Genomic DNA, 26,763 nt, shown 5'->3' with positions numbered 1-26,763 from the left:
AGAAACCTGATTTAGGCATTTTTTATGAAAGAAAAATGCTTAATATTTGGAGAATTCTTAAGTGAATAAACATCAATATAATATGTTCTGTTTACCGCCTGCGGGGAGTAGCGCGAGTATTTATCATCCATGGAAAAAGCAGATCTCTGACAATATTCGTATTATTCCTATTGAATATTCGGGTCATGGTATAAAAATAAATGAACCATTGATTGATGATCCTGATCTATTGGCTATGCAAATTGCCACTGAAATACAAGTTTACTCAGACACACCGTTCATTTTATTTGGACATAGTGTGGGAGGTGGCTTGATTTGGAAAGTACTCAATTATTTGAATGAAAAAACAATGATTGATCAGTTGAGATTAATCGTTATAAGTAGCCGACCTGAGCATCACTATATTCAACATATGCGGTACAAGCATGAGCTAACTGATAAAAAAATTATTGATGAATTGAAGCGATACAATAATTTTCCTGATGAAATTTTAAATAATCAGGATGCACTCACATTCTTTCTCAAAATCATTCGTAATGATTTCTATCTTAGTGATCAATTACTTAGCGAGAAGATTCATAAGACTGAGGTCCCGATTGTTGCATTTTATGGCAAACAAGACCCTGATATTCCTAACAAAAGAATGATGGATGCATGGCAACAACACACAGAAAAGTGGTTAGGTAGTATTGAGTTTGAAGGGGACCATTTCTACTTTCTCAATCCCGAGACCCGAATAAAGATGCTTGAAAACATTGCTGCCATCGTTGAAACATTGACTGTGAATATTGAATAAAGTGCAGACTATGAATAGGGAGAAGCAGGTAAATAGAGGGGCTAATTCATGTCTGGATGAAATAAATATTCAATATGAAAAGCTAACAGCTTTCGGGCTAGATATATATAAAGTCCAGCTCAGTGAAATCAAAGAAATATCTCAGCTTGATCATATCTATCAGGAGCTGAATATATTTCTTCCACCGAATATAAAAAGCTCACGCTTCATTCGTAAATTAGAGTTCTTGACGGGGCGCTTAGCAGCCAAATATGCATTACAAAGCCTCAATTTACAAGATTCTATTGTTCATCAAGGTAAACATGGGGAACCCCTATGGCCCGAAGGAGTGATAGGTGGGATTAGCCATGTTGGATCAAAAAAATCATGTCATGCCATCGCATATGCTAGAAATAACACGGTTAAAGAAAAAATATTTGGAATCGATATAGAGTCTCAAAAACATTATATTTTTTTTCAAAAGAAAGATGAATTTTATAATGTTTTTCTCAATAAAAACGAGCAAGCAGAAATCGAAAAGCTACAAAAAGATCAAGCATATTTATATTTGATAATATTCTCCGCTAAAGAAAGTATCATTAAAGCATTTTGTTTGAAATATAAGCAAATTGTTGATTTTAAAAATATAAGCTTTAAACAGCTAGATGGCGAGTTTCTTTATTTTTACCTTAGGCAAGAAACTTTAATCGAGATAAATCTAGAGATTAAAGTTCAATTTTTTTATACAAATAACGAGATAATTACAATTTCTTGCATTGAAAACTAAATTTATTATTGATAATAATAATCATTTGCATTAATGTGTGTTTCAGTATTTTTATACTCCTATATTTAAAAAGAAGTACTACAGAATTTGCTTGAAAAAAATCAATGTGAGAGGTGATATACAGATGATGCAGACTCAAATATCAGTAGAGCAAAATTTAGATCATATCGGTCAAAAGAAATTTTCATGTTTCTCAACGAAAAATTATTATCTTGAAGTCAACGAATTCGTTAAAACGATAAATACACCCGCAGCAAATACCGCACTATTTAATGACGAGATTGCAAAATGTTTTGAAGAAATTAAAAAGCAAGGCCATCAAAATCCAGTTTTAATTGGTGCTATACCTTTTGATATTACAAAGAAAAGTAGCTTAAATTTTTATGGCGATCATAAAAAAATAACACAAGCATCTTCTACGATTAACTCATTAAAAAATCGTAATAACATTGAGATAATTAATAAATCATTACTCATTCAACGCCAAAAATTTGAAGGTACAGTACAGTTAGCATTAGATGCTTTTGAGAAAAAGAAGGTAGAAAAAGTTGTTCTTTCTCAGGCTGTTGAATATGAGTTTAACCGTCATCAAGAGCCTGAAAATTTATTGGCTGCTTTATTAAAACAAAATCCAAATGCTTATAATTTTGTGATTCCAGTAGAACATAATAATTATATTCTAGGTGCAAGCCCAGAACTGCTTTTATCAAAACAAGGTCGTACTGTAACCAGTAATCCTTTGGCCGGTTCTAGACCAAAATCACAAATTTCTGAAAAAAATTTCGTCAGCCAACAAGAATTAAATCATTCTGAGAAAGACCAACATGAACATCGAATTGTGGTTGAGAATATTATTAGAAATTTAGCTACTCATTGTGTAGAGCTTAAGGTTTCTGAATTTCCAGATATTTTAGAAACATCAACAATGTTGCATTTATCATCAGAATTCCAAGGGGTGCTTAAAAAACAGGCACCGAATGCATTAAACCTTGCATTAGAATTACATCCAACACCAGCGGTTTGTGGCTCACCAACCAATGTTGCTAAGCAGTTTATTTTAGATCATGAAGGTTATGACCGACATTATTATACGGGGTTAGTAGGTTGGATGGATGCCGAGGGTAATGGTGAGTGGGTAGTAACGATTCGCTGTGGTCTACTCAGTGAAAATAAAATGCGCTTATATGCTGGTGCGGGGATTGTGGAAGGATCAGATGCTGAAGCTGAATGGTTAGAAACAGAAGCTAAGATGCAAACCATGCTGAATATTCTAAATACAAAAATTGCTGTGTAATTATTAAACCTTGGCAGATTTTATTTTTATAGTCAAAACAATAACTAAATATTCTACTGAGATATATTAAAAATTTAATAAAAAAGCCTGCATAAAGCAGGCTCTTTTATTTAAGAGGATTATTCTAAGAATTTAACAGTTACGCCAGAACGTACTTTATTACCTAAATCGTTAGCGTCCCAGTTCGTTAAACGGATACAACCGTGAGAAGCTGTTTTAGAAATTAAAGACGGGTTTGGTGTTCCGTGAATACCAAAAGATTTTTTACTTAAACCAATCCAGATATTACCTACAGGCGCATTTGGGCCAGGTGGTAAAGAAAGGGGTTTCAAGTTTTTACCTTGAATAAAGTTTGATGGTGAGTAGCTATACCAAGGATTACGAGCCACACCAACTACCTTGTAAGTACCGGTCGGAGAAGGCGTATCAGTACTGCCAATTGTTGCAGGAAATGACGCAATCATTTGGTTACGGCTGTTGAAGAGGTACAGTTGTTTTGCACCTTTATGCGCAATAATCAAATGAATGTCTTCTGGTAAATCATTGCGTACGTTTGGAACAATGATTTTTTCACCCGCTTTTTTGAATGTTGCTGTTGGATTGATTGTTTTTAAGAAAGCTTCATCGATATGAAACTTTTCGCCCAACATTTCGCTAACACGAGTGTAATACAAACCTTTCATTTTAGCCTGTAAAGCATAATCAGAAGGAATTGATTGTGCATATGGGCCTTTTAAATCAGCATCAGTAATGGTGTATTCAATAAATGAAGGTTTTGTTTGCTTAGCAACTAATGCATCCCAAGTTTCTTTAGTCAGTTCACCAGTAGGTGATAAACCATTCATTTGCTGGAATGAAGAGATTGCTTTTAACGTGTTTTTGCCACTCATACCGTCAATTGCACCTGGCGACGCATGTGCATTATTTAGCATGACGTGAGCACGAGCATAGACTGGAAACTGGCCCTTACCAATATTTTCATACCATTCAGCCGAATTTAAGCTATCTAATGTCCAAGAAACTGTTGGAGCTGAAGTCTTAGCAGTTGTTGAGGTTGTTTTAGCTACGGCTACTGGTGCTGAAGCGGCAATACCTGAATCGGCATTTTGGTCTTCAGTTTTTTGCAAATCTTGTAATGTTGTTGACGCTCGATTTAAGTCACTTTGTTCTTGAGCAGTAATTTGTGTCGAAGCTTGAGCTTTTACAGTTGAAGCTGCATCTACTGCTAAAGGATCAATCGGATCTTCTACAGGAGCTGATACCTTTTTAGGATTCAGGGGTTGCTCAGTTGTTGAAGCAGCAAAAGCAACATTAGCAATAATACAACTTAAACTCATAGCGAGTAATGAGCGAACAAACATGTAATTCAACCTTAAGAATTTTCATATAAGCAATAGGGGCATGATCTAATCTAAAATTGCATAAAATTACCAATAACTCATCTCTATGAGCCCAAGATTGGTAATTTAGTGGTTAAAAGAATATCAATAGACCCGATGTAACATGTTGCAAGTATTGCAGAAAACCTTGCTGCTTGCAGTAGACTTTTGTGTAAATATGCATTTTTTAGTAGATTGACGAGTTTTTTGTGTGAAATTGAAATTATAAAAATCTCTATGTTTTTGATATGATGCTGCCACATAAAGAATATAGAGATTGGTAATGACGACTTTGAAAAATGATCGTTTCCTACGAGCTTTGTTACGCGAACCTGTAGATACCACCCCGGTATGGATGATGCGTCAAGCAGGACGTTATTTGCCTGAATATCGTGAAACACGTTCAAAAGCAGGCGACTTTCTATCTCTATGTAAAAATACAGAATTTGCTTGTGAAGTAACTTTACAGCCTTTACGCCGTTACGATTTAGACGCAGCAATTTTATTTTCAGATATTTTAACAATTCCTGATGCATTAGGCTTAGGGCTTTATTTTGAAACGGGTGAAGGCCCTAAGTTTCAAAAAACTGTTCGTACTGAACAAGATGTCGCGAATTTACCCAAGCTAAATGCAAAGTCAGACCTTGATTATGTGATGAATGCAGTAAGCACAATTCGCTCTGCTTTAGGTGGCCAAGTTCCACTGATTGGTTTTTCTGGTAGTCCTTGGACATTAGCAACGTATATGGTTGAAGGTGGTTCAAGTAAAGAGTTCCGTTTTACCAAGCAGATGATGTACGCGCAACCAGAAGTTTTGCATGCTTTACTTGATCATTTAGCAGATTCAGTTATTGATTATTTAAATGCTCAAATTGATGCAGGTGCTCAGGCTATCCAGATATTTGATAGCTGGGGTGGGGCATTAGCACATCGTGAATATGTCGAATTCTCTTTAAACTACATGAATAAAATCATTGCTGGTTTGCAACGTGAGAAATATGGTCGCCGTATTCCTGTTATTGTTTTCACTAAAGGTGGCGGTCAATGGTTAGAGCCAATGATTACGACTGGTGCAGATGCATTAGGTTTAGATTGGACTACTCCACTTAATACAGCCCGTAATATTGTGTCGGGACGTGTAGCGCTACAAGGTAATCTTGACCCTGCTGTTTTATATGGCTCGGCTGCTTCAATTGAAAAAGCTGTAAAAGCAATGTTAGACGATGCTTATGCAAACGGTGAAAAAACAGGTTACGTTGCTAACTTAGGCCACGGTATTACCCAGTGGGTAGACCCTGCGCAACCAAAAATCTTTGTAGATACAGTACATGAGTATAGTGCTAAATATCTAGGATAGTTTTTTGTGCGTCATCTCACTTTACCAATTCATTTTATCGGCAAGGCTGTTTCGGCAGCCTTGTTTGGTATTCTACTTTTAATTGCTTTTGCTTTAACAGCGCCGATGGGAAGCCATGAATATATGGGTTTTTATCGTTATGATTATTTACTCATCTATGCAGTGCTGATTCAGATCTGTCTTTTATATTTAAAACTTGAATCATGGGCAGAAGCCAAAGTTATTGCTTTATTTCATATCATGGCGATGGTCATGGAAATATTTTTAACGCATCCTGCGATCGCATCATGGCAATATCCTCAGCCTGCGGTATTTAAAATTTTAACTGTGCCTTTATTTGCAGGCTTTATGTATTCGGCTGTAGGTAGTTTTTTTGCGCGATCACTCCGATTATTTAAGGTTTCTTTTGAAAAACTTCCAAGTTTTGGAACGATGCTTTTACTCGCATTTTTCTCATATATAAACTTTATGAGTAAATTTTTTGTACCTGATATTCGCTATATTTTATTTGCGATCAGTATTTTTATTTTTTGGAAGACCAAGCTTTATTTTCAGCTCAACGAGCATAAATTTAAAATCCCGATGTTGCCTGTATTATTTACCCTCGCTTTTCTAATCTGGATTGCTGAAAATATTAGTACTTTTTATAAAATCTGGCTCTATCCAAGTCAGGTAGATGCTTGGCACATGGTAGGTTGGGGTAAACTGGGGTCATGGTATTTATTATTACTTTTAAGTTTGGTTCTCGTGCTTAAAATATTAGGTCATCGAGATAATCAAGGTAACTGGAATCTAAGGTAAATTTTTTCGTTAGCACTTTTCATCATATTATTTATTTTTTAATTGCTAAATCACAGCCTTCTCGCTATCTTTAATATCGTGTAATAAGAATTACACATAACAATACATAAGAAACAATCAATAATGATTTTGGAGATATACATCTATGTTAAAAAAATTAGCTTTAGCTGCTTTGTTAGCAGCTGGTTCAAGTGTTGCTATGGCTGATAACGATGTAGGTTGTGGTGTGGGTACGCAAGTATGGGCTGGCCAAAAAGGAGTGGTGCCTAAAATTCTTGCTGCAACAACAAATGGTATTTTTACTAACCAATTACTAGGGATTACTTTTGGTACTTTAGGCTGCCGTCAAGGCGGAACAGTAACTGCGCAAGTGGTTACATTCACAAATGAAAATGCTGAAGCTTTAGCACGTGATATGGCAGTAGGCCAAGGTGAAAGCCTGAACGTACTTGCTGAGTTAATGCAAATCAAACCTCAAGACAAAGATCGTTTCTTTAAAGTTTCAAAAGCAAACTTTGGTGAAATCTATTCTGCAAATAATCAAAATACGCTTCAAGTTTTAGCATCATTACAAACAGTAATGGCTAAAGATGACGTTTTAAAAGCTTACGTATAAGTTTGAAACTGAAAACCCTGTCGTATGGCAGGGTTTTTCTTATATTTAATGATAAAAATTGATGAGCTTAATGAAGTCAGTTGTTTTAGTTTTTGCCTCTTTGGCAGTGAATATTGCTTATTCAGCAGATATAAATCCATCTATTCAAAAATATTGGTCAATTGCAGAACAACAAAATCTAGATCAAGACATTACATGGCAAAGGCTGATGTATGCCAATAAAAATCAGAAAAGTGAGGTTACTTATTCTGGCTATTTCTTATCAGAAAATGGAAAAAATAACTTAAAAGAAGAACTGAAAGCTGACATTTCAGCATTATTTATGCCTGCTCAAGATAATCAGTCGATTCGTTGTAAGTTTCCGGCACGTAGTCAATGGCTCATGCAAAAAGTCGGCATTCAAGAAAATGAATTGCCTCAAGTAAATTGTTCAGAATTTGAAAATTGGATTGGGCAGATTAAGCCTCATAAAGCGACCTTAATTTATGCGACCGATTTTATGGGCAATCCTAGCTCAATGTTTGGTCATACGTTATTGCGTTTGGACCCAAAAGATCAACAGCAGTTAAACCTTGTCTCTTACGCCGTAAACTATGCAGCAACTGTGGCAGGCAACGACAACTGGTCATATGCATGGAAAGGTTTAACGGGGCAGTATCCAGGCGAATATTCATTGATGCCTTATTATCGTAAGGTAAAAGAGTATGGTGATTTTGAAAGCCGCGATTTGTGGGAATATGAGTTAAATCTATCACCTGAAGAAACTCGGTTTTTAGTAAGCCATATTTGGGAAATGCAACATGTGAGCTTTCCTTATTATTTTGTGAGTGATAACTGTGCCTATCGATTGTTAGGGTTAGTGGATTTAGTAAAACCTGAGTCTAACTTGCAAGAGAAATTCACCTATGCATCTATTCCAATGGAAACCATTAAATCGATGCAGCAGCAGGGACTCACGAAAGCTCCTGTATATCGACCTGCTTTAGAAACCCAATTATTGTCCCAAGCTCATCAGCATGGTCCCTCACTGGCGAAGGTGGCTCATCAAATTGCGATGCTGCCTATACAGCAGTCTTCTCAGATTTTAAAATCATTTACTGAGCAGGATCAGGCTAAAATCCTCGAGATGGCTTACGATGATTTATATCTACAGTTTATTGGTCGTAAAGTTGAAGAAAGCATTGCTCAGCCGCAGTTACGTCAGCTTTTAGCACTCAGAAGTCAGATTGATTTAGATAAGCAACGTCAAGAACCAAAAAGACCAACAAAGGAGCCGACTCAAGGTCATAACGCGCGTAATCTTTCAGTGAAAGCTGGTGAGGTTCAAGGCGATAAGTTTATCGAACTTGGTCATCGGCAAGCCTATCATGATTTAATAGATCCTCAAGGAGGCTACCGTGCAGGGACCCAATTACTATTTTTAAATGGTAATGCACAGTGGCGAGATGACCATTTAAAACTAGAACGTCTTGATCTGTTAGAAGTGAACTCTTATAACCCGATTCAACCATTTAAAACACCGCTGAGTTGGGGTTTTAACTTAAGTTGGCGTCAGGAAGCCATTAATGATGGAAACTTTAGTGAAGACAAACAACACGGCGTAGCAAGCTTTAATGCTCAGGTCGGTTACAGTCTTGCAGACTATGGGCGAAAGCATATTTGCTATGGACAAGTACAAACCTATGTACAAACAGGTTCAAATCTAGATAAAGGGTGGCGCGTAGGAATGGGGCCAACTTTAGGTTGTATGAATCAATGGTTTGAGCGCTTCAACTCTGTGGTGCAAATTGAATTGCCTTATTGGCAAGATCAAAACCAATGGAATTTGAGAGTAAATACTCAGTGGCAATATGTGATTAATCGCAATAATGCTGTTCGATTGAATTGGGACTATGAACAACAAAACCAACAAGACTGGATGAAATCAAGTCTAGGATATGTTTGGTTCTTTTAAAGAATAAATGTATAAAAAAAGAGAAATGAGTTTATTCATTTCTCTTTTTTGTTTTTAGATAAGACGATTATTTCTTTATTGCATTTAATACTGCATACGCTGCCTTAATGCGTTCTTCATTTGGAATACGTTTATTGGTTAACATGACTAAACCAATATTTTCTTTTGGAATAAACACCACATAAGATCCAAAGCCATTTGTTGAGCCAGTTTTGTGGAACATCTTAACTGAAGGTTCTTTGGAAATGGCAGTCACTTTATTAGGCTTCATCACGATTTGCTCTGAATTACTGTCTAATAAAGTTTGTAAAGGCGCTGGATAAGAAAATTCTTCCCAACCCAATGCTTGATACATCGTACCGACTTGATAGAAACCTTGATGTGTTTCATTAATTGCATGTTGAATATCTTTCGGATATTTCTGTGGGTTGAGGTTGGCATTAATAAAAGTCAGCATATCTGGTAGTGTCGATTTAACGCCGTACGCAGGGGCATCTAGCGGGCCAGGGTTAACTCGGATCGGCTGATTTTCTTGATTATAGCCATATGCATAATTTTGCATTTGAGTTTTAGGTACGTTTACATAGCTATTTTTTAAATGGAGAGGTGGAAAAATTGTTTTTTCTAAGACTTGGTCAAAAGGTTTATTCATAGACAAAGCCACAACTTTTCCAAATAAGCCAATACTTGGATTTGAATATTGTCTGTATTCACCGATTGCGTTTTTAGTTTTCCAATCTTTGAAAAAAGTTAAAACTTGTTGGTCTGTTTGAACTTCATCTGGAAATTGCAAAGCAAGGTTGCCACTTGTATACGTCGCAAGTTGAAGAAGATTAACTTGGTCAATCGGTGTGTTTTTTAGTTCTTTCCAATATTTTCCGGGTGTGTCATTAAAAGAGATTTTTCCTTTTGCTTTTGCATATCCACCAGCTGTAGCGGTAAATAATTTACTGACCGAACCTAGTTCAAAAATGGTACTGCTATTTACGGCTTTTTTATCCTGAACAGATTGTAGGCCATAATATATTTCATATTTTTTATTATTTTGAATGACCCCCACGGCCATACCAGGCACATCATATTTATCTAATAAAGGCTTAAAATTTTGATCTATCAGTTTTTTAACTTCTTGTTCTTTGGGGGTGTTTCCCGCATAAATTGAGGTACTAAAAATAAAAAGAGGCGGTAAAAGTAGGCAAGAAATTTTTTTAAATCGCATGATGAACTCATAAATTATTTAAAAAGAAAGATGCGTACTTTTATAACAAAAATCACTTAATTTAATTGTTATGTTTTATAGATTAAGTGCTTTAACTAGATATAAAAAAGCCCAACGTCGTCGGGCTCTTATTTTTGCATTAAAACCAGATTAATAACTTTCTGGTACTGCGCTTAAAAATTCACGGCGTGCTTCTTTATCAGTTTTAAAATCGCCGACAAATGAAACTGTACGAGTTGTAGATTCTTGTTTACCTACACCACGCATCATCATACACATATGTGCTGAATCGATAACTACAGCAACACCACGAGCGCCAGTCACTTCAGCAACGGCTTCTGCGATTTGTTGAGTCAGATTTTCCTGAATTTGCAAACGGCGAGCAAACATCTCAGTAATACGTGCAAATTTAGATAGACCAAGAACTTTGCCTTCCGGTAAATAGGCTACATGAACACGGCCGTAGAATGGGAGGAGATGATGTTCGCAAAGCGAATAGAATTCAATATTCTTCACCAATACCATTTCATGGTTATCTGATGGGAAAACAGCATTATTGGTGACTTCTTCTAAAGTTTTACTATAGCCAGAAGTTAAATATGAAAAAGCTTTAGCCGCACGCACAGGCGTATCTTTAAGGCCGGGACGATCAAGATCTTCACCGACGGCAGTCAGGATATTTGCGTACGATTGCTGCATTGACATAAGACGTATAAGTTTACTCTATTAGACAAGCTCGGCATTGTATCAGAAACATGACCTGATGTTCATAACTCCTCGCACTATATTTATTCTGGTTTTATGCGTGCTTAATAAAAGATGAATAAATTTCATGTTTTTTATCGTTAATAGTCAAGAGTTTGAACGTCAAATGTGTATTTAATGTTGGTAGGTTCTAAATGATCGCCTAGTGGCATCATATTTGCACAGATGCAGTGTTATAGAGCATAAGGATAAAACATGTCAGAACGTCCAATCACCTTCTTTTTCCGTGGTAGCCAGCAGCAAGTTGAAAATGTAACACCCACAATGACAGTTTTACAATTTCTGCGAGAATATACCCAAACTGGTAAGACTAGGCAGACCGGCACAAAAGAGGGCTGTGCTGAGGGCGATTGTGGTGCATGTACAGTCGTGATTGGTGAGTTGGTCAATGACAGTTTGCAATTACGAAGTGTGAATGCGTGTATTCAGTTTTTACCGACTTTAGATGGTAAGGCTTTATTTACAGTAGAAGATCTTCATACATTATTGCCTAAAAAGGATGGGGCACTTCATCCGGTTCAACAGGCGATGGTCGATATGCATGGTTCACAATGCGGGTTTTGTACTCCCGGTTTTATCATGTCGTTATGGACAATGTATGAAAATGAACAACACTGTCCAAGCAAAGATCAAGTCAGTAATTATCTTTCTGGAAATTTGTGCCGCTGTACAGGCTATCGCCCTATTTTTGATGCGGCACAAAAAGCATATGACTATCCACGTATTTTATTAAAACGTCAAAAAGTAATTGAAGTATTAAAAGAGATCAAAGCATTACCTGCATTGCATTTGAATGATCATGGACAGCAATTTTTTGCACCAAAGACTTTGCAGGATTTTGCCGCTTTACGGTCACAGTTGCCGCAGGCACGTATTGTTGCTGGTAGCACAGATGTTGGTTTGTGGGTCACAAAGCAAGGCCGTAATTTAGGAGATATGCTTTATATCGGTCAGGTTGAAGAACTCAAAAAAATTGTAGTCACAGATCATGCTTTAACGATTGGGTCAAATGTAAGCTTGAGTGATGCACTCATCAAAATTTCAGATTTTTATCCTGACTTTCAAGAATTACAGCGCCGTTTTGCTTCCATGCCTATTAAAAATGCAGGAACGCTAGGTGGAAATATTGCCAATGGTTCGCCTATTGGTGACTCAATGCCAGCATTAATTACGCTAGGTACACGATTGATTTTGCGAGCAGGTGAACAGACTCGTGAAATTGCTTTGGAAAACTTTTATATAGATTATCAAAAAACAGCATTACAACTTGGTGAGTTTGTTGAGGCGATTATTGTTCCGCTTCGTGAAGGGCAGACGAGTTTTAAATTTGCCAGCTATAAAATTGCTAAACGTTTTGAGCAAGATATTTCTGCGGTATGTGCGGCCATTTCATGCGAGTTAGATCATTATGATGTCGCTCACAATGTAAGAGTTGCTTTTGGTGGCATGGCAGCTATTCCCAAACGTGCAAAATATGCAGAAGCCATATTGGAAGGCCAGCAAATTACAGCAGAATTGATCGTTCAGGCAAAAGAGGCCTTGTCGAAAGACTATCAGCCTTTAGATGATGGACGCGCTAGCTCGGCATATCGTTTACAAGTCGCAAAAAACTGTTTACAGCGGTTTTATGTAGAAAAAATCCTGTTTCAAACGATCACACGTGTGACTGACTTGATTGCTGTGGTGGAGATCTAACATGAATCAAACGATTGACTTCAGTGTTTCTAAAAAATCGGCTAAAGCAGGCGACTCGATTCCACATGAAAGTGCGCATTTACATGTGACTGGACAGGCAACTTATATTGATGATTTACCCGAGCTTGAAAATACGATGCATCTGGCAGTGGGATTTTCAAGTTGTGCCAAAGGCAAAATCAGTAAGTTTGATTTGGATGCCGTACGTCAGGCTGAGGGTGTTTATGCAGTTTTTTCGGCAAAAGATATCGAGGTTGAAAATAATTGGGGGCCGATTGTTAAAGATGACCCGATTTTTGCCGAAGAGCAGGTTGAGTTTTATGGACAAGCCTTGTTTGTGGTTGTTGCCGAGAGTTATCAGCAAGCTCGTCAGGCAGTCCGTTTAGCAAAAATTGAGTATGTACCTGAAACTCCGATTTTAACCATTCAAGATGCGATTGAAAAAGAATCGTGGGTTTTACCGCCTGTAGAATTTAGCCATGGTGAAGTTGAGCAGGCATTTCAAAACGCAGCACATCTACTATCAGGTTCTATTGAACTGGGCGGGCAAGAGCATTTCTATCTTGAAGGGCAAATTTCCTATGCGATTCCACAAGAAAATCAGAGCTTAAAAGTTTATTGCTCGACACAACATCCAACAGAAATGCAGTTACTGATTTGTCATGCATTAGGCATGAATATGCATCAGGTCAGTGTGGAAAGTCGTCGTATGGGTGGTGGTTTTGGTGGTAAAGAGTCACAGTCGGCACAGTGGGCATGCATTGCATCTTTGGCAGCACAAAAAACGGGCCGTCCGTGTAAATTACGCTTAGATCGAGATGACGACATGAGTGCTACAGGCAAACGTCACGGTTTTGCTTATGAGTGGTCTGTGGCTTTTGATGACAGTGGTGTTTTGCAAGGCTTGAAGGTTCAATTGGCTTCAAATTGCGGTTTTTCGGCTGATCTTTCTGGGCCAGTGAATGAACGTGCGATTTGTCATATTGGCAACGCTTATTATTTAAATGCGGTTGAGCTACGTAACTTACGTTGTAAAACTAATACTGTCTCCAATACGGCATACCGTGGTTTTGGTGGACCGCAAGGCATGTTTGTCATTGAAAATATTATTGATGACATTGCTCGTTATTTAGGTTGTGATCCTGTTGAAATTCGACAGCGTAATTTCTTTGCTGAGCAGCCTGGCGCCGGACGTGATCGCATGCATTATGGGGCAGAAGTTCGTGATAATGTTGCTCCTCGACTGGTGGCCGAATTATTGCAAAGTAGCGATTACGCGAAACGTAAACAGAGCATTCATGCCTTTAATCAGAGCAATAACATCATTAAGCGTGGTATTGCGTTAACCCCATTAATGTTTGGTATTTCGTTTAACGCCGTGCATTACAATCAGGCAGGTGCACTAGTCTATGTGTACATGGATGGCACTGTTGCGATTACGCACGGTGGTACAGAAATGGGACAGGGGTTATATACCAAAGTACGGCAGGTTGCTGCACATGAGTTGGGTTTACCCATCGATAGTGTTCGTTTAATTGCAACAGACACTTCTCGGGTGCCAAATACTTCGGCAACTGCAGCATCGAGTGGAGCAGATCTAAACGGTAAAGCTGTTCAAAATGCTTGTATTAAGATTCGTGAGCGTCTGGCAAAACTTGCAGCAGACATAAGTGATAGTGACGCAGAGCAAGTCCAGTTTGAAGATAGTATGGTTTCAACAGCGAATGGCCATTCATGGACATTTCCTGACTTGGTTCAACGAGCATATATGGCACGTGTGCAATTATGGGACAGTGGTTTTTATAAAACGCCAGAAATTCACTATGATCAGGTCAACCACTTAGGGCGCCCATTTTTCTATTATGCTTATGGGGCAGCGGTCAGTGAGGTCGCAATAGACACTTTAACTGGAGAAATGAAAGTATTACGTGCTGACATTTTGCATGATGTTGGACGGTCAATTAACCCTGCAATTGATATTGGACAAATTGAAGGTGGTTTTGTCCAAGGGATGGGGTGGCTCACGACAGAAGAGTTGTATTGGCAGCCTCAAGGACTGCACGCAGGACGCTTATTTACCCATGCGCCTTCAACGTACAAAATCCCGACCAGTTTTGATATTCCGCATATTTTTAATGTCAAACTGTTTGATAACCAAAATCAGGCAGATACCATCTATCGCTCCAAAGCTGTAGGTGAACCCCCATTTATGTTGGCATTATCTGTTTTCTCTGCAATTCGTCAGGCTGTACAGGCGGCTATTCCAGAAAATGCACCGCTCGTACTCAATGCTCCGGCAACTGCCGAAGAAATTTTACGTGCAATTGCGATTGGGTGGGGACAAGCTTTGGCTAACCGTCCACAAGCTAAAATGTAGAAGATTATGCAACATTTACAATGGTGGACTGATTTTGTAGCGTGGCAAGTCGATGCTCTACCTATGGTATTGGTCACAGTGGTCCGCGCTGATGGTTCAACACCACGGGAAGTTGGTGCAACAATGTTATTGCGGTTTAATTTGCAACAGCAATGGCAGCAGTCAGATACGATTGGTGGTGGGCATTTAGAGTTTCAGGCCATTGATATTGCTAAAACAATGTTAAGCGAACTGCAAACTTGTGTGAGGCGTATTGAACGCTTTAACCTCAGTGCTCGGTTGGGGCAATGTTGTGGCGGGGTGATGTGGCTATTGTTTGAAAAAATATCACCCGCTGTAACCCCGTCAGATTTATCCATGAGTTTGCAAGCATGGCGAGCTGGAAGGCATATATGGCGTACCGTCTCAAATCAGTATGCATCCACTTGGCAGATTATGGATATGGAACAACAACCAAGTTTCGAGTTTCATTCTGCCAACAGTGAGCAATGGCAATTTAGCCAGCAGATTCAACCATATGCCATGCAAGTGCTGATTTGTGGTGCGGGGCATGTGGGTGAAGCAATCGTCCGTTGTTTATTGCCTATTGGTGTTCGGGTGAAATGGATTGATCCACGTGATGATATTTTCCCATCTGATTTACTGCAACAGGTGCAATGTTTAACGACAGATACACTTGAAGCCGAGATCGAGCATTTTGACCGTTCAGGTGCAATTTTAATATTAACTCACGATCATCAATTAGATTTGCAACTGTGTTTTGCAGCCTTGAAACCTACGACAAAACCATTTACTTATGTTGGGATGATTGGCTCAAAAAGTAAAAGGGCTATTTTTGAGAAACGTATGCAAGTACGCGGTTATACTCCGGAAACATTACAACGCTTAGTTTGCCCTATTGGTATAGAAGGGATTTCATCGAAACAACCTGCAACGATTGCCATTGCAGTAGTTGCTCAATTATTGCAGGTGTTTGATGTAAAAAAATGATCCCAAAGGATCATTTTTTTTGTTCGAACTTCGGATTTTTTTCTGCTCGTTTAAGCAGTACGAGAACAGCACCTGTGCCGCCTTGATTTTCTGGAGCACTTACAAAAGCCAAAACATCGCGGTGTTGACGTAACCATCCGTTGACATAGGTTTTTAAGACCGCTTCTGGGCCTTTGCCATGCACAATTTTGATAACATTTTGATTTTCATCTTTTGCCATCTGGATAATTTGTAAAACTGCGTCACGTGCTTGCTCAATGGTACAGCCGTGTAAATCTACAGCTTCAAACCAACGCATCTTGCCTGCTTGTAAGTCTTCAAAAACTTTATGTTGCAGAGTCGCAATGCGATAGCTTAACGTTGCTTGGCTTGCGACCGGATTTAAAGCAGCTTGAGTATCTGATAACTCGGCGTGTTCGGTATCACGGCCACCTTCTGCGGCTGCACGCTTCGCTAGAGTTTGTGCGTCGACTTTTCTGGCACGAGGTGTTTTTACATCGGCAACATTACTATTGTTGATGCGTTTAACACCAGCAACAGCCTGTTGAAATAGATGTGTATCTTCCAATTCTTCAGACTCAGCCTGAGCTTTTTTAGACTCAGGCTGATTTGCGATTTTGCTTGAATGAGGATTGGAGATTTGCTTTTTAAATTGCTTCAATAACTTTTGTTGCTCTTTAGAAAGCGATGAATCTTTATTACTCATATATCTTCATTAAACCGTTTGAGGTTGTCCAAAAAGTGCAGTAAAAGCTTGATCTGGACGGGGTTGTTTCATAAAACTTTCGCCCACCAAGAAACTGTGAATATCATGCTCTTGCATCATACGCACATCATCTGGTGTCGCAATACCGCTTTCAGTAATTAATAAACGTGAGGCCGGAAGTAATTTTTTCAAACGGATAGATGTATTTAAATCCACATCAAACGTTTTTAAATTACGGTTATTCACACCTAATAAACATTGCTCAGAAAGCTTTAAAGCGCGTTCCATTTCTTCTTCGTCATGAACTTCAACCAATACATCAAGTTGATGTTCAAACGCAGTTTTTGACATTTCTTCGAGTTGCTGGTCAGACAAACAAGCAACAATTAATAAAATACAGTCCGCATGCAAAGCACGTGCTTCAACTACATTATATGGATCGATCAGAAAGTCTTTACGTAAAGCAGGTAGGGCACAATGATTACGAGCAATAGCAATATTTTCATCTGCACCCTGAAAGAAATCAACATCGGTCAGTACCGATAGACATGCTGCTCCAGCTTGTTCATATTGCTGGGCAATTTCGGCAGGATTAAAGTCTGCGCGAATGATTCCTTTTGATGGAGAGGCTTTTTTTATTTCAGCAATCACACCAGGGCGTTTATGTTTTAAAGTGTTGGCAAAGCCACGCACTGGAGTCGCAGCTTTTGCTAGTTCTTCAACATCTTGCAAATTACGTTGTTTTAAACGCGCAGCAAGTTCCTCATGTTTACGGTCAACAATTTTACCTAAAATGGTATTTTGAATATTAATCATGAGAAATCCTTAATCTGCCTGAGATTGCTTTAATGTTTTGGTAAATTCAGCCAAAACACTCATTTTTTCTAAAGCTTGTCCGCCATAGATAATATCTTGAGCGAATGTAACAGCTTGAGCATAGGTTTGAGTAATGCCTGAGACATAAATACCTGCCCCCGCATTAAGCGCAATCATATTTGCTGCTTTTTCACCAATGTCAGATTTATTTTTACCCAATGCATCTTTGATCAGCTTTAAGCTTGCTGCAGCATCTGCTACCACTAAACCATTTAAAGTTTGTGATTCAATCCCGACATCTTCTGGATTAAGCGTCCATTCGGTAATTTCACCATCTTTGAGTTCAGCAATAGCGGTAGGAGCAGCAAGGCTAATTTCATCAAGTCCATCTCTTGAATGAACCACCATGACATGTTCAGCACCAAGCTGCTTCATAACCTCGGCAATTGGACGGCAAAGTTCATCTGAAAATACACCAATCACAAAGCGTTTTACGCCGGCCGGATTCGTAAGCGGGCCGAGTAAATTGAAAATGCTACGAACACCAAGCTCACGACGTGGGCCGACAGCATATTTCATTGCTTTGTGGTGGTTTGGAGCGAATAAAAAGCCTACACCCATCTCACGAATGCAGCGCTCAGTTTGTTGCATATCTAAATCAAGGTTAATACCCGCTTGTTCAAGTAAGTCAGATGAACCTGATTTACTTGAAACGCCTCGGTTACCATGCTTTGCAATAGTTGCGCCTGCTGCTGCAATGACAAAGCTTGATGCTGTAGAGACGTTAAATAAGTTTTGCCCATCGCCACCTGTGCCGACAATATCAACTAAATGTTTGATATCGCTAACATCGATCTTGATAGCAAATTCACGCATGACACGTGCAGCAGCAGTAATTTCGTCAATACTTTCACCTTTCATGCGAAGGCCCATCATCAAAGCACCAATTTGTGCTTCGGTTGCCTCACCTTGCATGATGCTACGCATAATGTCTTCCATTTGCGGCTGAGTCAGGTGAATATTTTTTGTTATATGGTTAAGTGCTTGTTGAATATTCATAGGGATCACTTATGCATAAATATCTAAAAAGTTTTTAAAGATTTGATGGCCATGTTGACTCAAGATCGATTCAGGATGGAACTGCACACCTTCAACAGGCAATGTCTTATGTTTAACACCCATGATTTCTTCCATGGAGCCATCTGCTTCATTGGTCCAACACGTTACTTCAAGGCAATCAGGCAGTGTTTGCTGATCAATCACCAATGAATGATAACGAGTTGCTGAGAAAGGGCTAGGAAGATTACTGAAAATACCTTTATTGCTATGGTACATATCAGATAAACGTCCATGCATCACCGTTTTGGCTCTTACAATTTTTCCGCCAAAAGCTTGCCCAATACTTTGATGCCCTAAACACACGCCAAGCAAAGGAATTTTTCCGGCAAAGTGATTAATTGCAGGAATTGAAATACCTGCTTCACTTGGAGAGCAAGGACCCGGACCAATCACGAGATATTTTGGTTGCCATCGTTCAATATCCTCTAATGTGACTTGATCATTGCGAACTACTTTTACTTCCTGATTCAACTCGCCAAAATACTGGACGATGTTGTAGGTAAAAGAGTCGTAATTGTCGATCATTAGAAGCATTTTAGATTCAACTCACTAATATATAAAGGGATTTTATTTTGGGGTGATTTTGATACTCAATTTGGTACTCAATATTGAAAAAGTACCTATCTCATTGTATAAAATAAAGCCACCTCAATAGGTGGCTACTTTACCAGATTCTTTTGTGTCTGTAACGACAGATTGCACGTAGGACAATAACCAAAAACTTTTTCGCCCATCCTTGTATGGCCTTTGGTATCTGCCTTCACGAATCCGAGCGTCTAGAGTTTCAGGTTCGATATTGAGCATGTGTGCAAATTCTTCACGACCAACTCGGCGTTCTTCTTTTGACTGAGCAATACGTTCAGCTACAGCAACAATCTTTTCTAGAATGCTAGCCTCTATTTTAACTATTTGTCCCATTTACTCCTCCTTACTTTCCGCTTTTCTAAAATCAGTGCCTTCTGGATCTATCCCAAAATATTCACAAATTTCTGTAGCTTTTGTCGCACCTGGCCCATGTCTGGATACATGAACCCAATTCAAAACGTACTTTGGCTTTTTACTATTCATGAGAGCCATTAGATAAAGTTGCTCAAAATCGAGACTACTCATTCTTCACCAACCCTTTCAATCACTGTTTGGATTGCTTTCAAAGTCATGTCTTGATCAACTGGATTCATCAAAAGTGTTGTGATGTGCCAGCACTTAGTTTGATATTTTTGTGCATCTGCTTTGTGAGCTTTACAACGACGATCCAATTCTTCATTAAACAGAAGTAACTCTGCATGTTCTTGCTGAAGCTGCTCAAGTGTCATGTGCATATAGTCACTCATCCCTCAGCTCCTGATTCGCTTTCCAGCTTCATTGCACCTTCTTCTGGATACTCACTTATATAAACGTAGTAACCACTGCCGCTATGAGCTTCATCAAACCAAGCAATTGTTAATTCAGTTTCTAAAAGTTCTGGATCTTTGTTTGGTGCACCAAAGTTTGCTGCTGCATATAATTGCTCACAGGTTAAGTAAATCTTTTTCTCTGGCACCGCCTGAGCTTTGGCTTTATTCCATAACTGCCAAGCATCATTAGTTACAATATTGAAATAGCCATTCATTGTTTCACTGAATGCTAGGATGTCATTTTTACGAATAGCACTTTCACGTTTAAAAATTTCTGTAGTTTTAAATTGTGATTCAAAAGGGATACGTTCATTACCTGTCATTTAAGCCACCATCTCTGCATATTCTTCTTTAGTCCACTCAACAAACTCTTTATAAAGTTGTTGTGCTGGTTTATTTAAACGGTTGTTGTAGTCGATCGTTATGCGGCGCCAAGCGACTGGTACCGCATAATGTTTTGTTAGGAACATTGCTTGATCCATGCCTTGCCGGACTATTACGTAGCCCAGCAATTGCAAGTAGTACATAAAACCAAGCATGTGTTTTGGGCTCACTTTCTTGTACTGATCTTTCATATTAGAGGCCATCCTCTAAAAGATAGGCTGGCTCATGAGTGGCTGCATTGAGTTGACTACGGCGCTTTTTGGCCATATTCCATAAGGTTTTATGAACGTCTTGATGGCGTGAAGGAATTTCTAACTCTAATTCTTCAAGCGTTTTTAGATCTGCCGCATATTGGAGGCGGACGATTAAAGGTGATAATCCATCATCTTCTTGTTTTGTTTGCTTTAACTCTGCAAGGCGTTTGTGCATTTCATTTAATAGTGGCTTACGTTGTTCCTCCGTCCATTTAGTGGTGTAACGGATAACACTATTAACTTCTTCAGGGGTATGAAAGTTCTGGATGCTTTGAACTAATGATTCATAATTTTCAGGCATTGAAATGGTTGCCACTTCATCATTTGCTTGCGCATCTAAATCAGAAAAAACTTGTTCACTAGCTGTATCAGCAGCATCCATTTCAATAAAATCGAGTTCAATTAATCGTTCTTGCTTAGCCAGATTTATTTGGTCAATTTGCTCTTGAGTAAAGCCTTCTTTTTCAAGATTCGCACAAGTTGAATCTAGCTCTTTTTCTGACTGGCAAATACGGATTGCATCAAGCAAAATTTCAAATTGGGCATTAACATTCGGCTTAATATTAAGTTCGTTAGTAACTGGAGTTAATAGGTCTTCGGAAGCTGTGACATTAGTTTGTTCTGTAATAACAATCGCTGGCTGTTTATCTGCAGGGAAAACTTCAGAAGGTATTACTTTTGCCACTGGCTCAGCTTTTGATTTCTTGCCACGCTGTTTCTTTTTTTCATCACCTAAGCGAATAACACTTAAGTCATCATTAACTTCAAAACCTAACGCTTTGGACAGTGCTTTTAATTGAAGCTTGGCGTTTTCTGCATCACGTTGAACGAAGCCACTGTTAATAGAATCAATTAATGCGTTAGTTTTGAAATCTAAAACATAGACCGTAGGTGAATATGTACTGATTACATAAACTTCCTGACCGTCTTCATACTCATCAATAGTTAATGGCTTTGTGAATGTAATGCCAGCCAGTTCAATAGTTTCGATTTTGATGCAGAATTCAAAACCCGGTTTACCAAAAACAGAAGCGGGGAATTGATCTAAGTCAGAAAAGTCCAACATGTCTCCAATAGGACGACATAGAACAGTTTTACCGTTTTGAAGAGCTGCAAATGCTTCAGCTGCAGTTAGTAAGTTAGACATAAATAGCTCTCCTTTTAGTGATGTAACGACTGTTGTTGCTGAACTTGCTGAGGATTGTTTTTAGGTGCCCAACCCATCTGATCGGCACGTGCTTGGCATGCTCTATTGATACCCGCCTCATACGTAGTACCTTTAAACTTCTTAATCGCAGCATTTAAGATGTTGGTGTCTGGTGCATCTTTAATTGCTTTTAATGCATCTTGATATAGTTGGTCCTGAGTACGAGGCGGCTTCTGGTTACCACCCTGAGCGATTGTCTGATTATTTTGATTTGTATTTTGACCTGCTGGGGTAGAGGCATTTTGCTCTAGATAGGCATAGTCATAGTTGTATAGATATTTACTTCCATCAAAATTACCGAGGTAGACATCAGCTGCCACACCAATAGCTTTAAACGCTACACCAAGAGCATCAGTAACGGCCTTTTTATAACCTTCATCAATCGCTACTAATTTGCCCTTTTGAACTTCAACAATTGCTGAACCGCCGTTGCCGAAAAATTCCTCACCCCAAACACCATCAATCTTGGTTTTTACTGCTACTTCAGCAAAAGCCATAATGGTTCCATCTGGAGCAGTTTCAGACCATAAACGTACATGTCTATAAGTCCAGCCATGACCAACGGGACCAAAGGCCTGAGTCATAGCCATTAATCGCCATTGAGGGTTAATATCTGATTTACCTTTTAAATAACCAAACTCAATTTTTTTAAGAAAATTGGTAGGCGTTTGCTTAACTGCATTCCAGATATGTAAGTTGTCTTTTGAGTTTTCAGTTGTCATTTTTCTTATCCTCATCTAGAGCCGGTGAAGCCGCGTTTTTGCTTATATGCTTTGCGGTCATAAGTAGGGATATTTGTTTCACGCAGTTTTATAGCGAGCTGCTTTCTGCGCTGAAAATCGATTTCTTGGGTGAGTTCATTCCAAACTTTTGGATAAGAAGTTTGGAACCTGAACACATTTAAAGGCGTCTTAAATCCGTCTTTAACTTTGTAAAGAACTGAGCCATTAGCATTAGATGCGTACACTTGCCAGCCAATGCGAACAGAGTAGAGGCCCTTATCATCACGGCCTAAAAATGACTTGTAGCCGTCAGGGTGCTTTTTGAAATTAGACATCTTTAAGCCTCCACCAACTTGTTACGTTCGATGAAGCCTTTTAGAAGGCCATTGATGTTTCGGATGTCTTCAAATTCGGTGAAATCGTTATATGACTTACCATTAACATCAGTAATTTCATTTACTGTGAGTTGAGTAATTTCAACAGCAGTGAATTCAGAACCCGGAACGCCGTAACTGTCTGGATGAGCTTCAAAATCAAAGCTAACGTTTAAACGGAAACTATCTAATTTGATTACGGCAACGCCAGAATGTTTACCTGTGATTTTGGCAGTTAAGACACCGTAAGTACTTGGTTGAGTCTTAGGGGTAAATAGAGAAGGGGCTTCTTTTGCTTGGAAAGCTGGCTGCAATTGGCAAGCAACTAAAGAACCACCAGAAATTGCAAGAGCAGCCATGCTGACAAATGCAAATGAGTTGAATGAGTTAACTTTTACGTTCATAATTGATCTCGCAGTTTGCAAAGCACATCGGACCTGGGGAGGGGCGGTGTGCTTTTTTGTTGTCTGTGAGATAAATATTAGGTAAACCTAATTATTAAGTCAATAGGTATTCCTAATAAAATTAGAAATACCTAATTTTTGTGTTTTAATAGACAAAAGAAAACCCACACGGGGTGGGTTGGGTGGAGTTTGTTATGTGTTTAAATGAAGTAAAAGAATCTTTATATCAATTAAGATCATGCTTTGAAGATCTTAGGAATAAATCCATTATTCTTGAGAGATCGGATAATTATGAAAAATTAACCAGGATAAATGTTGATGCCAAAATTGAATTAATTGAGATGATTTTGAAATTCTTGGACGAATCTAATTCTTAATCATTTCAATCTGGTCTTTGTAGTTTGGATAAATGGTATCAGCAAAATAATATTCCCAACCATATTTGCAAGAGTTTAATTTTAGATACTCTTGTTTAGGAACATCATATATAGTCAACTTCATCCCATTTTCAAATTCTAATTCTAGTCGTGCTTTGTGATCATCATGAGTTTCAAGATAGCCTACAGTAACGATCTTGGATTTGTATTTGTCAGGTAAATTATCTTTAAATTTCATAGTTTCTCCTTCAGATACATTTTAAGTACTGTGTCGGGTTCACAGCTTATTAATCTTTGGTGTTATTAATTTTCTGACCTAGCTTTCCTTCTTTTACCAACTGCACGACCTGCTCATTAGTAAGCACAGGAATAAAGACTTTGTCGCCAATATCTTTAGAAAGAATCTTCACTTCTTCGGCTGTTAGCACCAAAGCTTCACCATGTTTCGCAGCATCATTGATGCGAGCAATAATCTGGTTGATTGGTAGTTTAGAGTTGTCCATAAGTCTTCCTGTGATTAATGCGAATAAGGATGTTCTTGTCTGTGCTGACTTGGCGGCACGATATCTGTAATAGCGGTAATACTTTCAACCTCGTCCATTTCAAAGAAAAATCGCTCACCACCATTCACAGAAAGCAAACTTAAAACCCCACCATTGATGCCGACAAATTCTTTAATTGTGCATCTTCCATCCTTCAAGCACACCTGAACAAACTCATTCGGCACAAGATCTGCATCAGGGTCGCATACAACATACCAGCCATTACGAATTGCTGGAAACATTGAGTCGCCAGTGCCTTTAATGCCATAGGCTCTTGGTCCTGCTGAGTGGGTTGGAACATATCCATCACCAGCATTTCCTTCATAACCCATGTCAGTAAAATAACCATCCATTCCCATCTTAGAGTACGCCTTTACAGGAACCCAACGCTTAGATGACGGGATAAATGGTTTTTCGATAATTGTTGAAAATAAAAGAGCTTCATCACTATCACTAATGTTGTATTTCTTTTTGAAGGCTTCGATATCCAGTTGTTTAAATTTATCTCTCGTGCTTGATTGAATCTCTCCTGTGCCAGATGCAAGCCAAGAAGGATTAACATTCAAAAATTTTGAAGCACGTAATAAATTTTCACCTTCCATTGTTTTGGATTTTCCAGACAGCCAATCACTCACAGAAGGAGGTTTGACTCCTACTGCACGAGCAAGTTCGACACCTTTGATCTTTTTAGGTGGCAATACTTCCATGGCATATCTAAGTCGTTCAGCAAGAGTGTTCATACAACTATCCTCACAATGTTAGGAAATCCTAACATAAATAAAATTAGGTATTCCTATTGATTTAATATAAGGAATGCCTAATAATTAAAGAAAAATTAGGAGCACGTTATGAATGACGCACAACTTATAGACAAGCTAGGTGGTGTCACAGCGGTAGCAAGACTTCTGGGGATTGCTCCGTCATCAGTTAGTGGATGGAAAGCTATTCCCCTTGATAGAAAAATCAGGCTAGCAGTTATTGCTGAAGATCTTGGTCTAACAACACGAAAAGAACTTTTCCCTGATAACTATCAAGATATTTGGATTGAACTTCGTCCCCAGACGACAAAAAGCAAAAACCTTGGATCATTAACAGCTTAGGACCTTACCCATGAGCAAAGTATCAAATGAATTGCCTGCAAGCGCTAGCAATAACGAATCGCTCATATTGCAAGCACTTAACGCTAGCAACCAAAGACAAGTAGCAGAGATGATAAATGTCGATGCGAGCATCCTTTCACGGATGAAAACAGAAAAGAAATCAAATGGTTGGACTGAGATTGAGTTTATTAGCTTTTTGTTGACAGCCATTGGTTTGAAGGTTGTGCAAGAGAGTGATGTGTATTGCTCACCTGAAATTGCAGAAGCAACGCGAGTTTATTTAGCACATGCATTCACTTCACCTGAATACATGCGGATTTTATTCAAATAAAAAACCACTACCTGCGCGAACAGGAGTGGTTAGGCATTCAAATGAGGTGGATCAAATGAACACAAACAATTTATCAGAACAACCAATCGAACTCAACTCACCAGATTTTTTAATAGGTGACGTTGTAGTGCTTACTAAAGAGTGCCGTACTTTCAAATCAAATGATTTATTTGAGGTTAAAAATAAAACTTTGACTAGGTTGTGGACTATCAAATCAGAGAATCATTTGATTCTAGTTTCTTCAAAAGAAATCCGCACAGCAACAGTTGCAGAACTTAATGCCAAACGCCGACTAACAAGCGCTGAGCAAGCATTAGCGGAGGTGTCATGAACAGCTTTACACAGCAAATCAAAGATTCTCGCCAGCAAAGTGAAATCCAATCTTTCTATGAGCCTGCATTGCGAGTACTTGGCCACCTATTTGAGGTGAAAAAGCAAAATTTACGCAACAAAGGGTATGACGAAAATAATGCGGCGGTAACCAAAGTTGAATTTTCAGAGGCTATGGCTCGTCAATTCCGCATAACGCAGTGGTTAGCACAGCAGATTGTAACTAGCTTAACCAAGGCGTATTTGGTTGATTCTTTTGGAGGCTATGTTAAGCCAAAGGATGGTGAAAAGTGAGATATGCAGTAAGAAGAAAACAGGATATTTCCGTTTCCACCACACCGCTAGAGGTGGTGATTCCACTGGAACAACCAGTAAAGATCTATTCGGCTAAAGAATTAGCAGCCATGCCACTTTCAGTTATGAATGCCGCAATTGAGGCTCAGGAAAGATTTTATCAACTTGAGGAATTAACTCATATGGGGGGGCAGGCTATAGCAGTTCGCCGTCTTATGGAGGATGGGCACAAACTAATTCAGGTGAAAGAAAAGTCTCGCATTCGCTACAAAATCAACAACGAATTTATTCCTCCAAGAATTATTCGTCAGTTGGAAATGCGCGGATTAGTGAAGCTTGGAAGGGGTAAGTAATGATTATTATCACCCCTTCAAAGCCCCTTCGAACCCCCTTCAAAGGA

The 26,763-nt window shown here is 38.7% G+C and carries 34 protein-coding genes; 15 read left to right on the top strand and 19 right to left on the bottom strand.

Going from position 1 to position 26,763, the window contains the following annotated elements:
- Positions 1–61 precede the first annotated feature (61 nt).
- The 3 genes from basH (at position 62) to basJ (ending at position 2,856) form a co-directional block, all read left to right on the top strand.
- The gene (gene basH / locus RFW85_RS03850) at positions 62–796 is read left to right on the top strand and encodes an acinetobactin biosynthesis thioesterase BasH (protein WP_170248701.1); all 735 of its coding nucleotides are present in this window, start codon (positions 62–64) and stop codon (positions 794–796) included.
- Positions 797–806: 10 nt separating this feature from the next.
- Positions 807–1,562 (top strand): 4'-phosphopantetheinyl transferase, encoded by a 756-nt coding sequence (locus tag RFW85_RS03845; RefSeq protein ID WP_170248700.1) that lies wholly within the window; start codon positions 807–809, stop codon positions 1,560–1,562.
- Positions 1,563–1,686: 124 nt separating this feature from the next.
- Positions 1,687–2,856 carry an acinetobactin biosynthesis isochorismate synthase BasJ gene (gene basJ, locus RFW85_RS03840; protein ID WP_170248699.1) on the top strand — a complete coding sequence of 390 codons (1,170 nt, stop codon included), beginning with the start codon at positions 1,687–1,689 and terminating at the stop codon, positions 2,854–2,856.
- A 119-nt stretch (positions 2,857–2,975) separates the two neighbouring features.
- Here the strand turns inward: basJ and RFW85_RS03835 are convergent, their stop codons facing one another.
- Complete coding sequence (locus RFW85_RS03835; protein ID WP_170248698.1) at positions 2,976–4,217, bottom strand: L,D-transpeptidase; 1,242 nt, start codon at positions 4,215–4,217, stop codon at positions 2,976–2,978.
- Between the two features lie 301 nt (positions 4,218–4,518).
- Between RFW85_RS03835 and hemE the strand changes: the two genes are divergently transcribed.
- From hemE to RFW85_RS03815, 4 genes are all read left to right on the top strand, one after another.
- Positions 4,519–5,592, top strand: coding sequence for a uroporphyrinogen decarboxylase (hemE, locus tag RFW85_RS03830; protein ID WP_170248697.1), 1,074 nt, complete (start codon positions 4,519–4,521; stop codon positions 5,590–5,592).
- Positions 5,593–5,598: 6 nt separating this feature from the next.
- Positions 5,599–6,393: a DUF817 domain-containing protein gene (locus RFW85_RS03825; RefSeq protein ID WP_170248696.1), complete on the top strand. Its 795-nt coding sequence runs from the start codon at positions 5,599–5,601 to the stop codon at positions 6,391–6,393.
- A 145-nt stretch (positions 6,394–6,538) separates the two neighbouring features.
- Positions 6,539–7,009, top strand: a complete 471-nt coding sequence (locus RFW85_RS03820; RefSeq protein WP_002118800.1) for a DUF3015 family protein — start codon at positions 6,539–6,541, stop codon at positions 7,007–7,009.
- A gap of 61 nt (positions 7,010–7,070) precedes the next feature.
- Positions 7,071–8,963 (top strand): DUF4105 domain-containing protein, encoded by a 1,893-nt coding sequence (locus RFW85_RS03815; protein ID WP_170248695.1) that lies wholly within the window; start codon positions 7,071–7,073, stop codon positions 8,961–8,963.
- Between the two features lie 67 nt (positions 8,964–9,030).
- Here RFW85_RS03815 and RFW85_RS03810 read toward each other — a convergent pair whose 3' ends face one another.
- Together RFW85_RS03810 and folE are read right to left on the bottom strand one after the other, a co-directional pair.
- Entirely contained in the window at positions 9,031–10,182 is a 1,152-nt protein-coding gene (locus tag RFW85_RS03810) for an extended-spectrum class C beta-lactamase ADC-265 (protein WP_086265799.1), read from the bottom strand.
- A gap of 150 nt (positions 10,183–10,332) precedes the next feature.
- Entirely contained in the window at positions 10,333–10,881 is a 549-nt protein-coding gene (gene folE / locus RFW85_RS03805; RefSeq protein WP_002118643.1) for a GTP cyclohydrolase I FolE, read from the bottom strand.
- A 261-nt stretch (positions 10,882–11,142) separates the two neighbouring features.
- On the opposite strand from folE, the gene xdhA reads away from it, so the two are divergent.
- The 3 genes from xdhA to xdhC are packed head-to-tail and all read left to right on the top strand — an operon-like array spanning position 11,143 to position 16,009.
- Entirely contained in the window at positions 11,143–12,642 is a 1,500-nt protein-coding gene (xdhA, locus tag RFW85_RS03800) for a xanthine dehydrogenase small subunit (protein ID WP_170248694.1), read from the top strand.
- 1 nt (position 12,643) lies between these two features.
- Positions 12,644–15,019, top strand: a complete 2,376-nt coding sequence (gene xdhB / locus RFW85_RS03795) for a xanthine dehydrogenase molybdopterin binding subunit (protein WP_170248693.1) — start codon at positions 12,644–12,646, stop codon at positions 15,017–15,019.
- A 6-nt stretch (positions 15,020–15,025) separates the two neighbouring features.
- On the top strand, positions 15,026–16,009 hold the full coding sequence (gene xdhC, locus RFW85_RS03790) for a xanthine dehydrogenase accessory protein XdhC (RefSeq protein ID WP_170248692.1): 984 nt from the start codon (positions 15,026–15,028) through the stop codon (positions 16,007–16,009).
- A 10-nt stretch (positions 16,010–16,019) separates the two neighbouring features.
- Here the strand turns inward: xdhC and RFW85_RS03785 are convergent, their stop codons facing one another.
- The 16 genes from RFW85_RS03785 to RFW85_RS03710 all read right to left on the bottom strand — a co-directional run bounded on the left by RFW85_RS03785 (position 16,020) and on the right by RFW85_RS03710 (position 25,048).
- Positions 16,020–16,715 (bottom strand): Smr/MutS family protein, encoded by a 696-nt coding sequence (locus RFW85_RS03785; RefSeq protein WP_170248691.1) that lies wholly within the window; start codon positions 16,713–16,715, stop codon positions 16,020–16,022.
- A 9-nt stretch (positions 16,716–16,724) separates the two neighbouring features.
- On the bottom strand, positions 16,725–17,531 hold the full coding sequence (gene trpC, locus RFW85_RS03780; RefSeq protein WP_170248690.1) for an indole-3-glycerol phosphate synthase TrpC: 807 nt from the start codon (positions 17,529–17,531) through the stop codon (positions 16,725–16,727).
- 9 nt (positions 17,532–17,540) lie between these two features.
- Positions 17,541–18,590, bottom strand: a complete 1,050-nt coding sequence (trpD, locus tag RFW85_RS03775; protein ID WP_086265805.1) for an anthranilate phosphoribosyltransferase — start codon at positions 18,588–18,590, stop codon at positions 17,541–17,543.
- A 9-nt stretch (positions 18,591–18,599) separates the two neighbouring features.
- Positions 18,600–19,184 carry an aminodeoxychorismate/anthranilate synthase component II gene (locus RFW85_RS03770; protein WP_000925676.1) on the bottom strand — a complete coding sequence of 195 codons (585 nt, stop codon included), beginning with the start codon at positions 19,182–19,184 and terminating at the stop codon, positions 18,600–18,602.
- A gap of 114 nt (positions 19,185–19,298) precedes the next feature.
- On the bottom strand, positions 19,299–19,568 hold the full coding sequence (locus tag RFW85_RS03765; protein ID WP_000529848.1) for a hypothetical protein: 270 nt from the start codon (positions 19,566–19,568) through the stop codon (positions 19,299–19,301).
- Positions 19,569–19,760: a hypothetical protein gene (locus RFW85_RS03760; protein ID WP_000096319.1), complete on the bottom strand. Its 192-nt coding sequence runs from the start codon at positions 19,758–19,760 to the stop codon at positions 19,569–19,571. It abuts the gene before it with no gap.
- Complete coding sequence (locus RFW85_RS03755) at positions 19,757–19,981, bottom strand: hypothetical protein (RefSeq protein ID WP_001286975.1); 225 nt, start codon at positions 19,979–19,981, stop codon at positions 19,757–19,759. The genes RFW85_RS03760 and RFW85_RS03755 overlap by 4 nt, the downstream gene beginning before the upstream one ends.
- Positions 19,978–20,367: a hypothetical protein gene (locus tag RFW85_RS03750; protein WP_069031746.1), complete on the bottom strand. Its 390-nt coding sequence runs from the start codon at positions 20,365–20,367 to the stop codon at positions 19,978–19,980. Before RFW85_RS03750 ends, RFW85_RS03755 begins: the two co-directional genes overlap by 4 nt.
- Positions 20,368–20,619 (bottom strand): hypothetical protein, encoded by a 252-nt coding sequence (locus RFW85_RS03745; RefSeq protein WP_000654840.1) that lies wholly within the window; start codon positions 20,617–20,619, stop codon positions 20,368–20,370.
- Between the two features lies 1 nt (position 20,620).
- Positions 20,621–21,829 carry a hypothetical protein gene (locus tag RFW85_RS03740; protein ID WP_069031745.1) on the bottom strand — a complete coding sequence of 403 codons (1,209 nt, stop codon included), beginning with the start codon at positions 21,827–21,829 and terminating at the stop codon, positions 20,621–20,623.
- Between the two features lie 14 nt (positions 21,830–21,843).
- Positions 21,844–22,611, bottom strand: a complete 768-nt coding sequence (locus RFW85_RS03735) for a hypothetical protein (protein WP_000206152.1) — start codon at positions 22,609–22,611, stop codon at positions 21,844–21,846.
- Between the two features lie 11 nt (positions 22,612–22,622).
- Positions 22,623–22,946 (bottom strand): hypothetical protein, encoded by a 324-nt coding sequence (locus RFW85_RS03730; protein WP_031974081.1) that lies wholly within the window; start codon positions 22,944–22,946, stop codon positions 22,623–22,625.
- A gap of 2 nt (positions 22,947–22,948) precedes the next feature.
- On the bottom strand, positions 22,949–23,389 hold the full coding sequence (locus RFW85_RS03725; protein WP_032068940.1) for a hypothetical protein: 441 nt from the start codon (positions 23,387–23,389) through the stop codon (positions 22,949–22,951).
- 366 nt (positions 23,390–23,755) lie between these two features.
- Entirely contained in the window at positions 23,756–24,004 is a 249-nt protein-coding gene (locus tag RFW85_RS03720) for a hypothetical protein (RefSeq protein WP_032068936.1), read from the bottom strand.
- A 49-nt stretch (positions 24,005–24,053) separates the two neighbouring features.
- Complete coding sequence (locus RFW85_RS03715) at positions 24,054–24,269, bottom strand: hypothetical protein (RefSeq protein ID WP_000370477.1); 216 nt, start codon at positions 24,267–24,269, stop codon at positions 24,054–24,056.
- 14 nt (positions 24,270–24,283) lie between these two features.
- Entirely contained in the window at positions 24,284–25,048 is a 765-nt protein-coding gene (locus RFW85_RS03710) for a LexA family transcriptional regulator (RefSeq protein ID WP_002053115.1), read from the bottom strand.
- Between the two features lie 108 nt (positions 25,049–25,156).
- Here RFW85_RS03710 and RFW85_RS03705 point away from each other — a divergent pair, with 108 nt between their 5' ends.
- Genes RFW85_RS03705 through RFW85_RS03685 form a run of 5 tightly spaced genes read left to right on the top strand, consistent with a single transcriptional unit; the run spans position 25,157 to position 26,716 of the window.
- Entirely contained in the window at positions 25,157–25,408 is a 252-nt protein-coding gene (locus tag RFW85_RS03705) for a Cro/CI family transcriptional regulator (RefSeq protein WP_000996060.1), read from the top strand.
- A 10-nt stretch (positions 25,409–25,418) separates the two neighbouring features.
- Positions 25,419–25,739 carry a hypothetical protein gene (locus RFW85_RS03700; RefSeq protein WP_000049332.1) on the top strand — a complete coding sequence of 107 codons (321 nt, stop codon included), beginning with the start codon at positions 25,419–25,421 and terminating at the stop codon, positions 25,737–25,739.
- Between the two features lie 55 nt (positions 25,740–25,794).
- Entirely contained in the window at positions 25,795–26,070 is a 276-nt protein-coding gene (locus tag RFW85_RS03695; protein ID WP_032023375.1) for a hypothetical protein, read from the top strand.
- Positions 26,067–26,363, top strand: a complete 297-nt coding sequence (locus tag RFW85_RS03690) for a hypothetical protein (protein WP_068600424.1) — start codon at positions 26,067–26,069, stop codon at positions 26,361–26,363. The genes RFW85_RS03695 and RFW85_RS03690 overlap by 4 nt, the downstream gene beginning before the upstream one ends.
- Entirely contained in the window at positions 26,360–26,716 is a 357-nt protein-coding gene (locus RFW85_RS03685; protein WP_001268069.1) for a hypothetical protein, read from the top strand. Before RFW85_RS03690 ends, RFW85_RS03685 begins: the two co-directional genes overlap by 4 nt.
- Positions 26,717–26,763 lie beyond the last annotated feature (47 nt).

It is taken from the genome of Acinetobacter sp. 12966, from assembly GCF_031196995.1.
GTDB classification, from domain to species: Bacteria; Pseudomonadota; Gammaproteobacteria; order Pseudomonadales; family Moraxellaceae; genus Acinetobacter; species Acinetobacter geminorum.
Note: the sequence above shows the minus strand (reverse complement) of the source record. Positions and strands in the feature narration are given on the sequence as shown.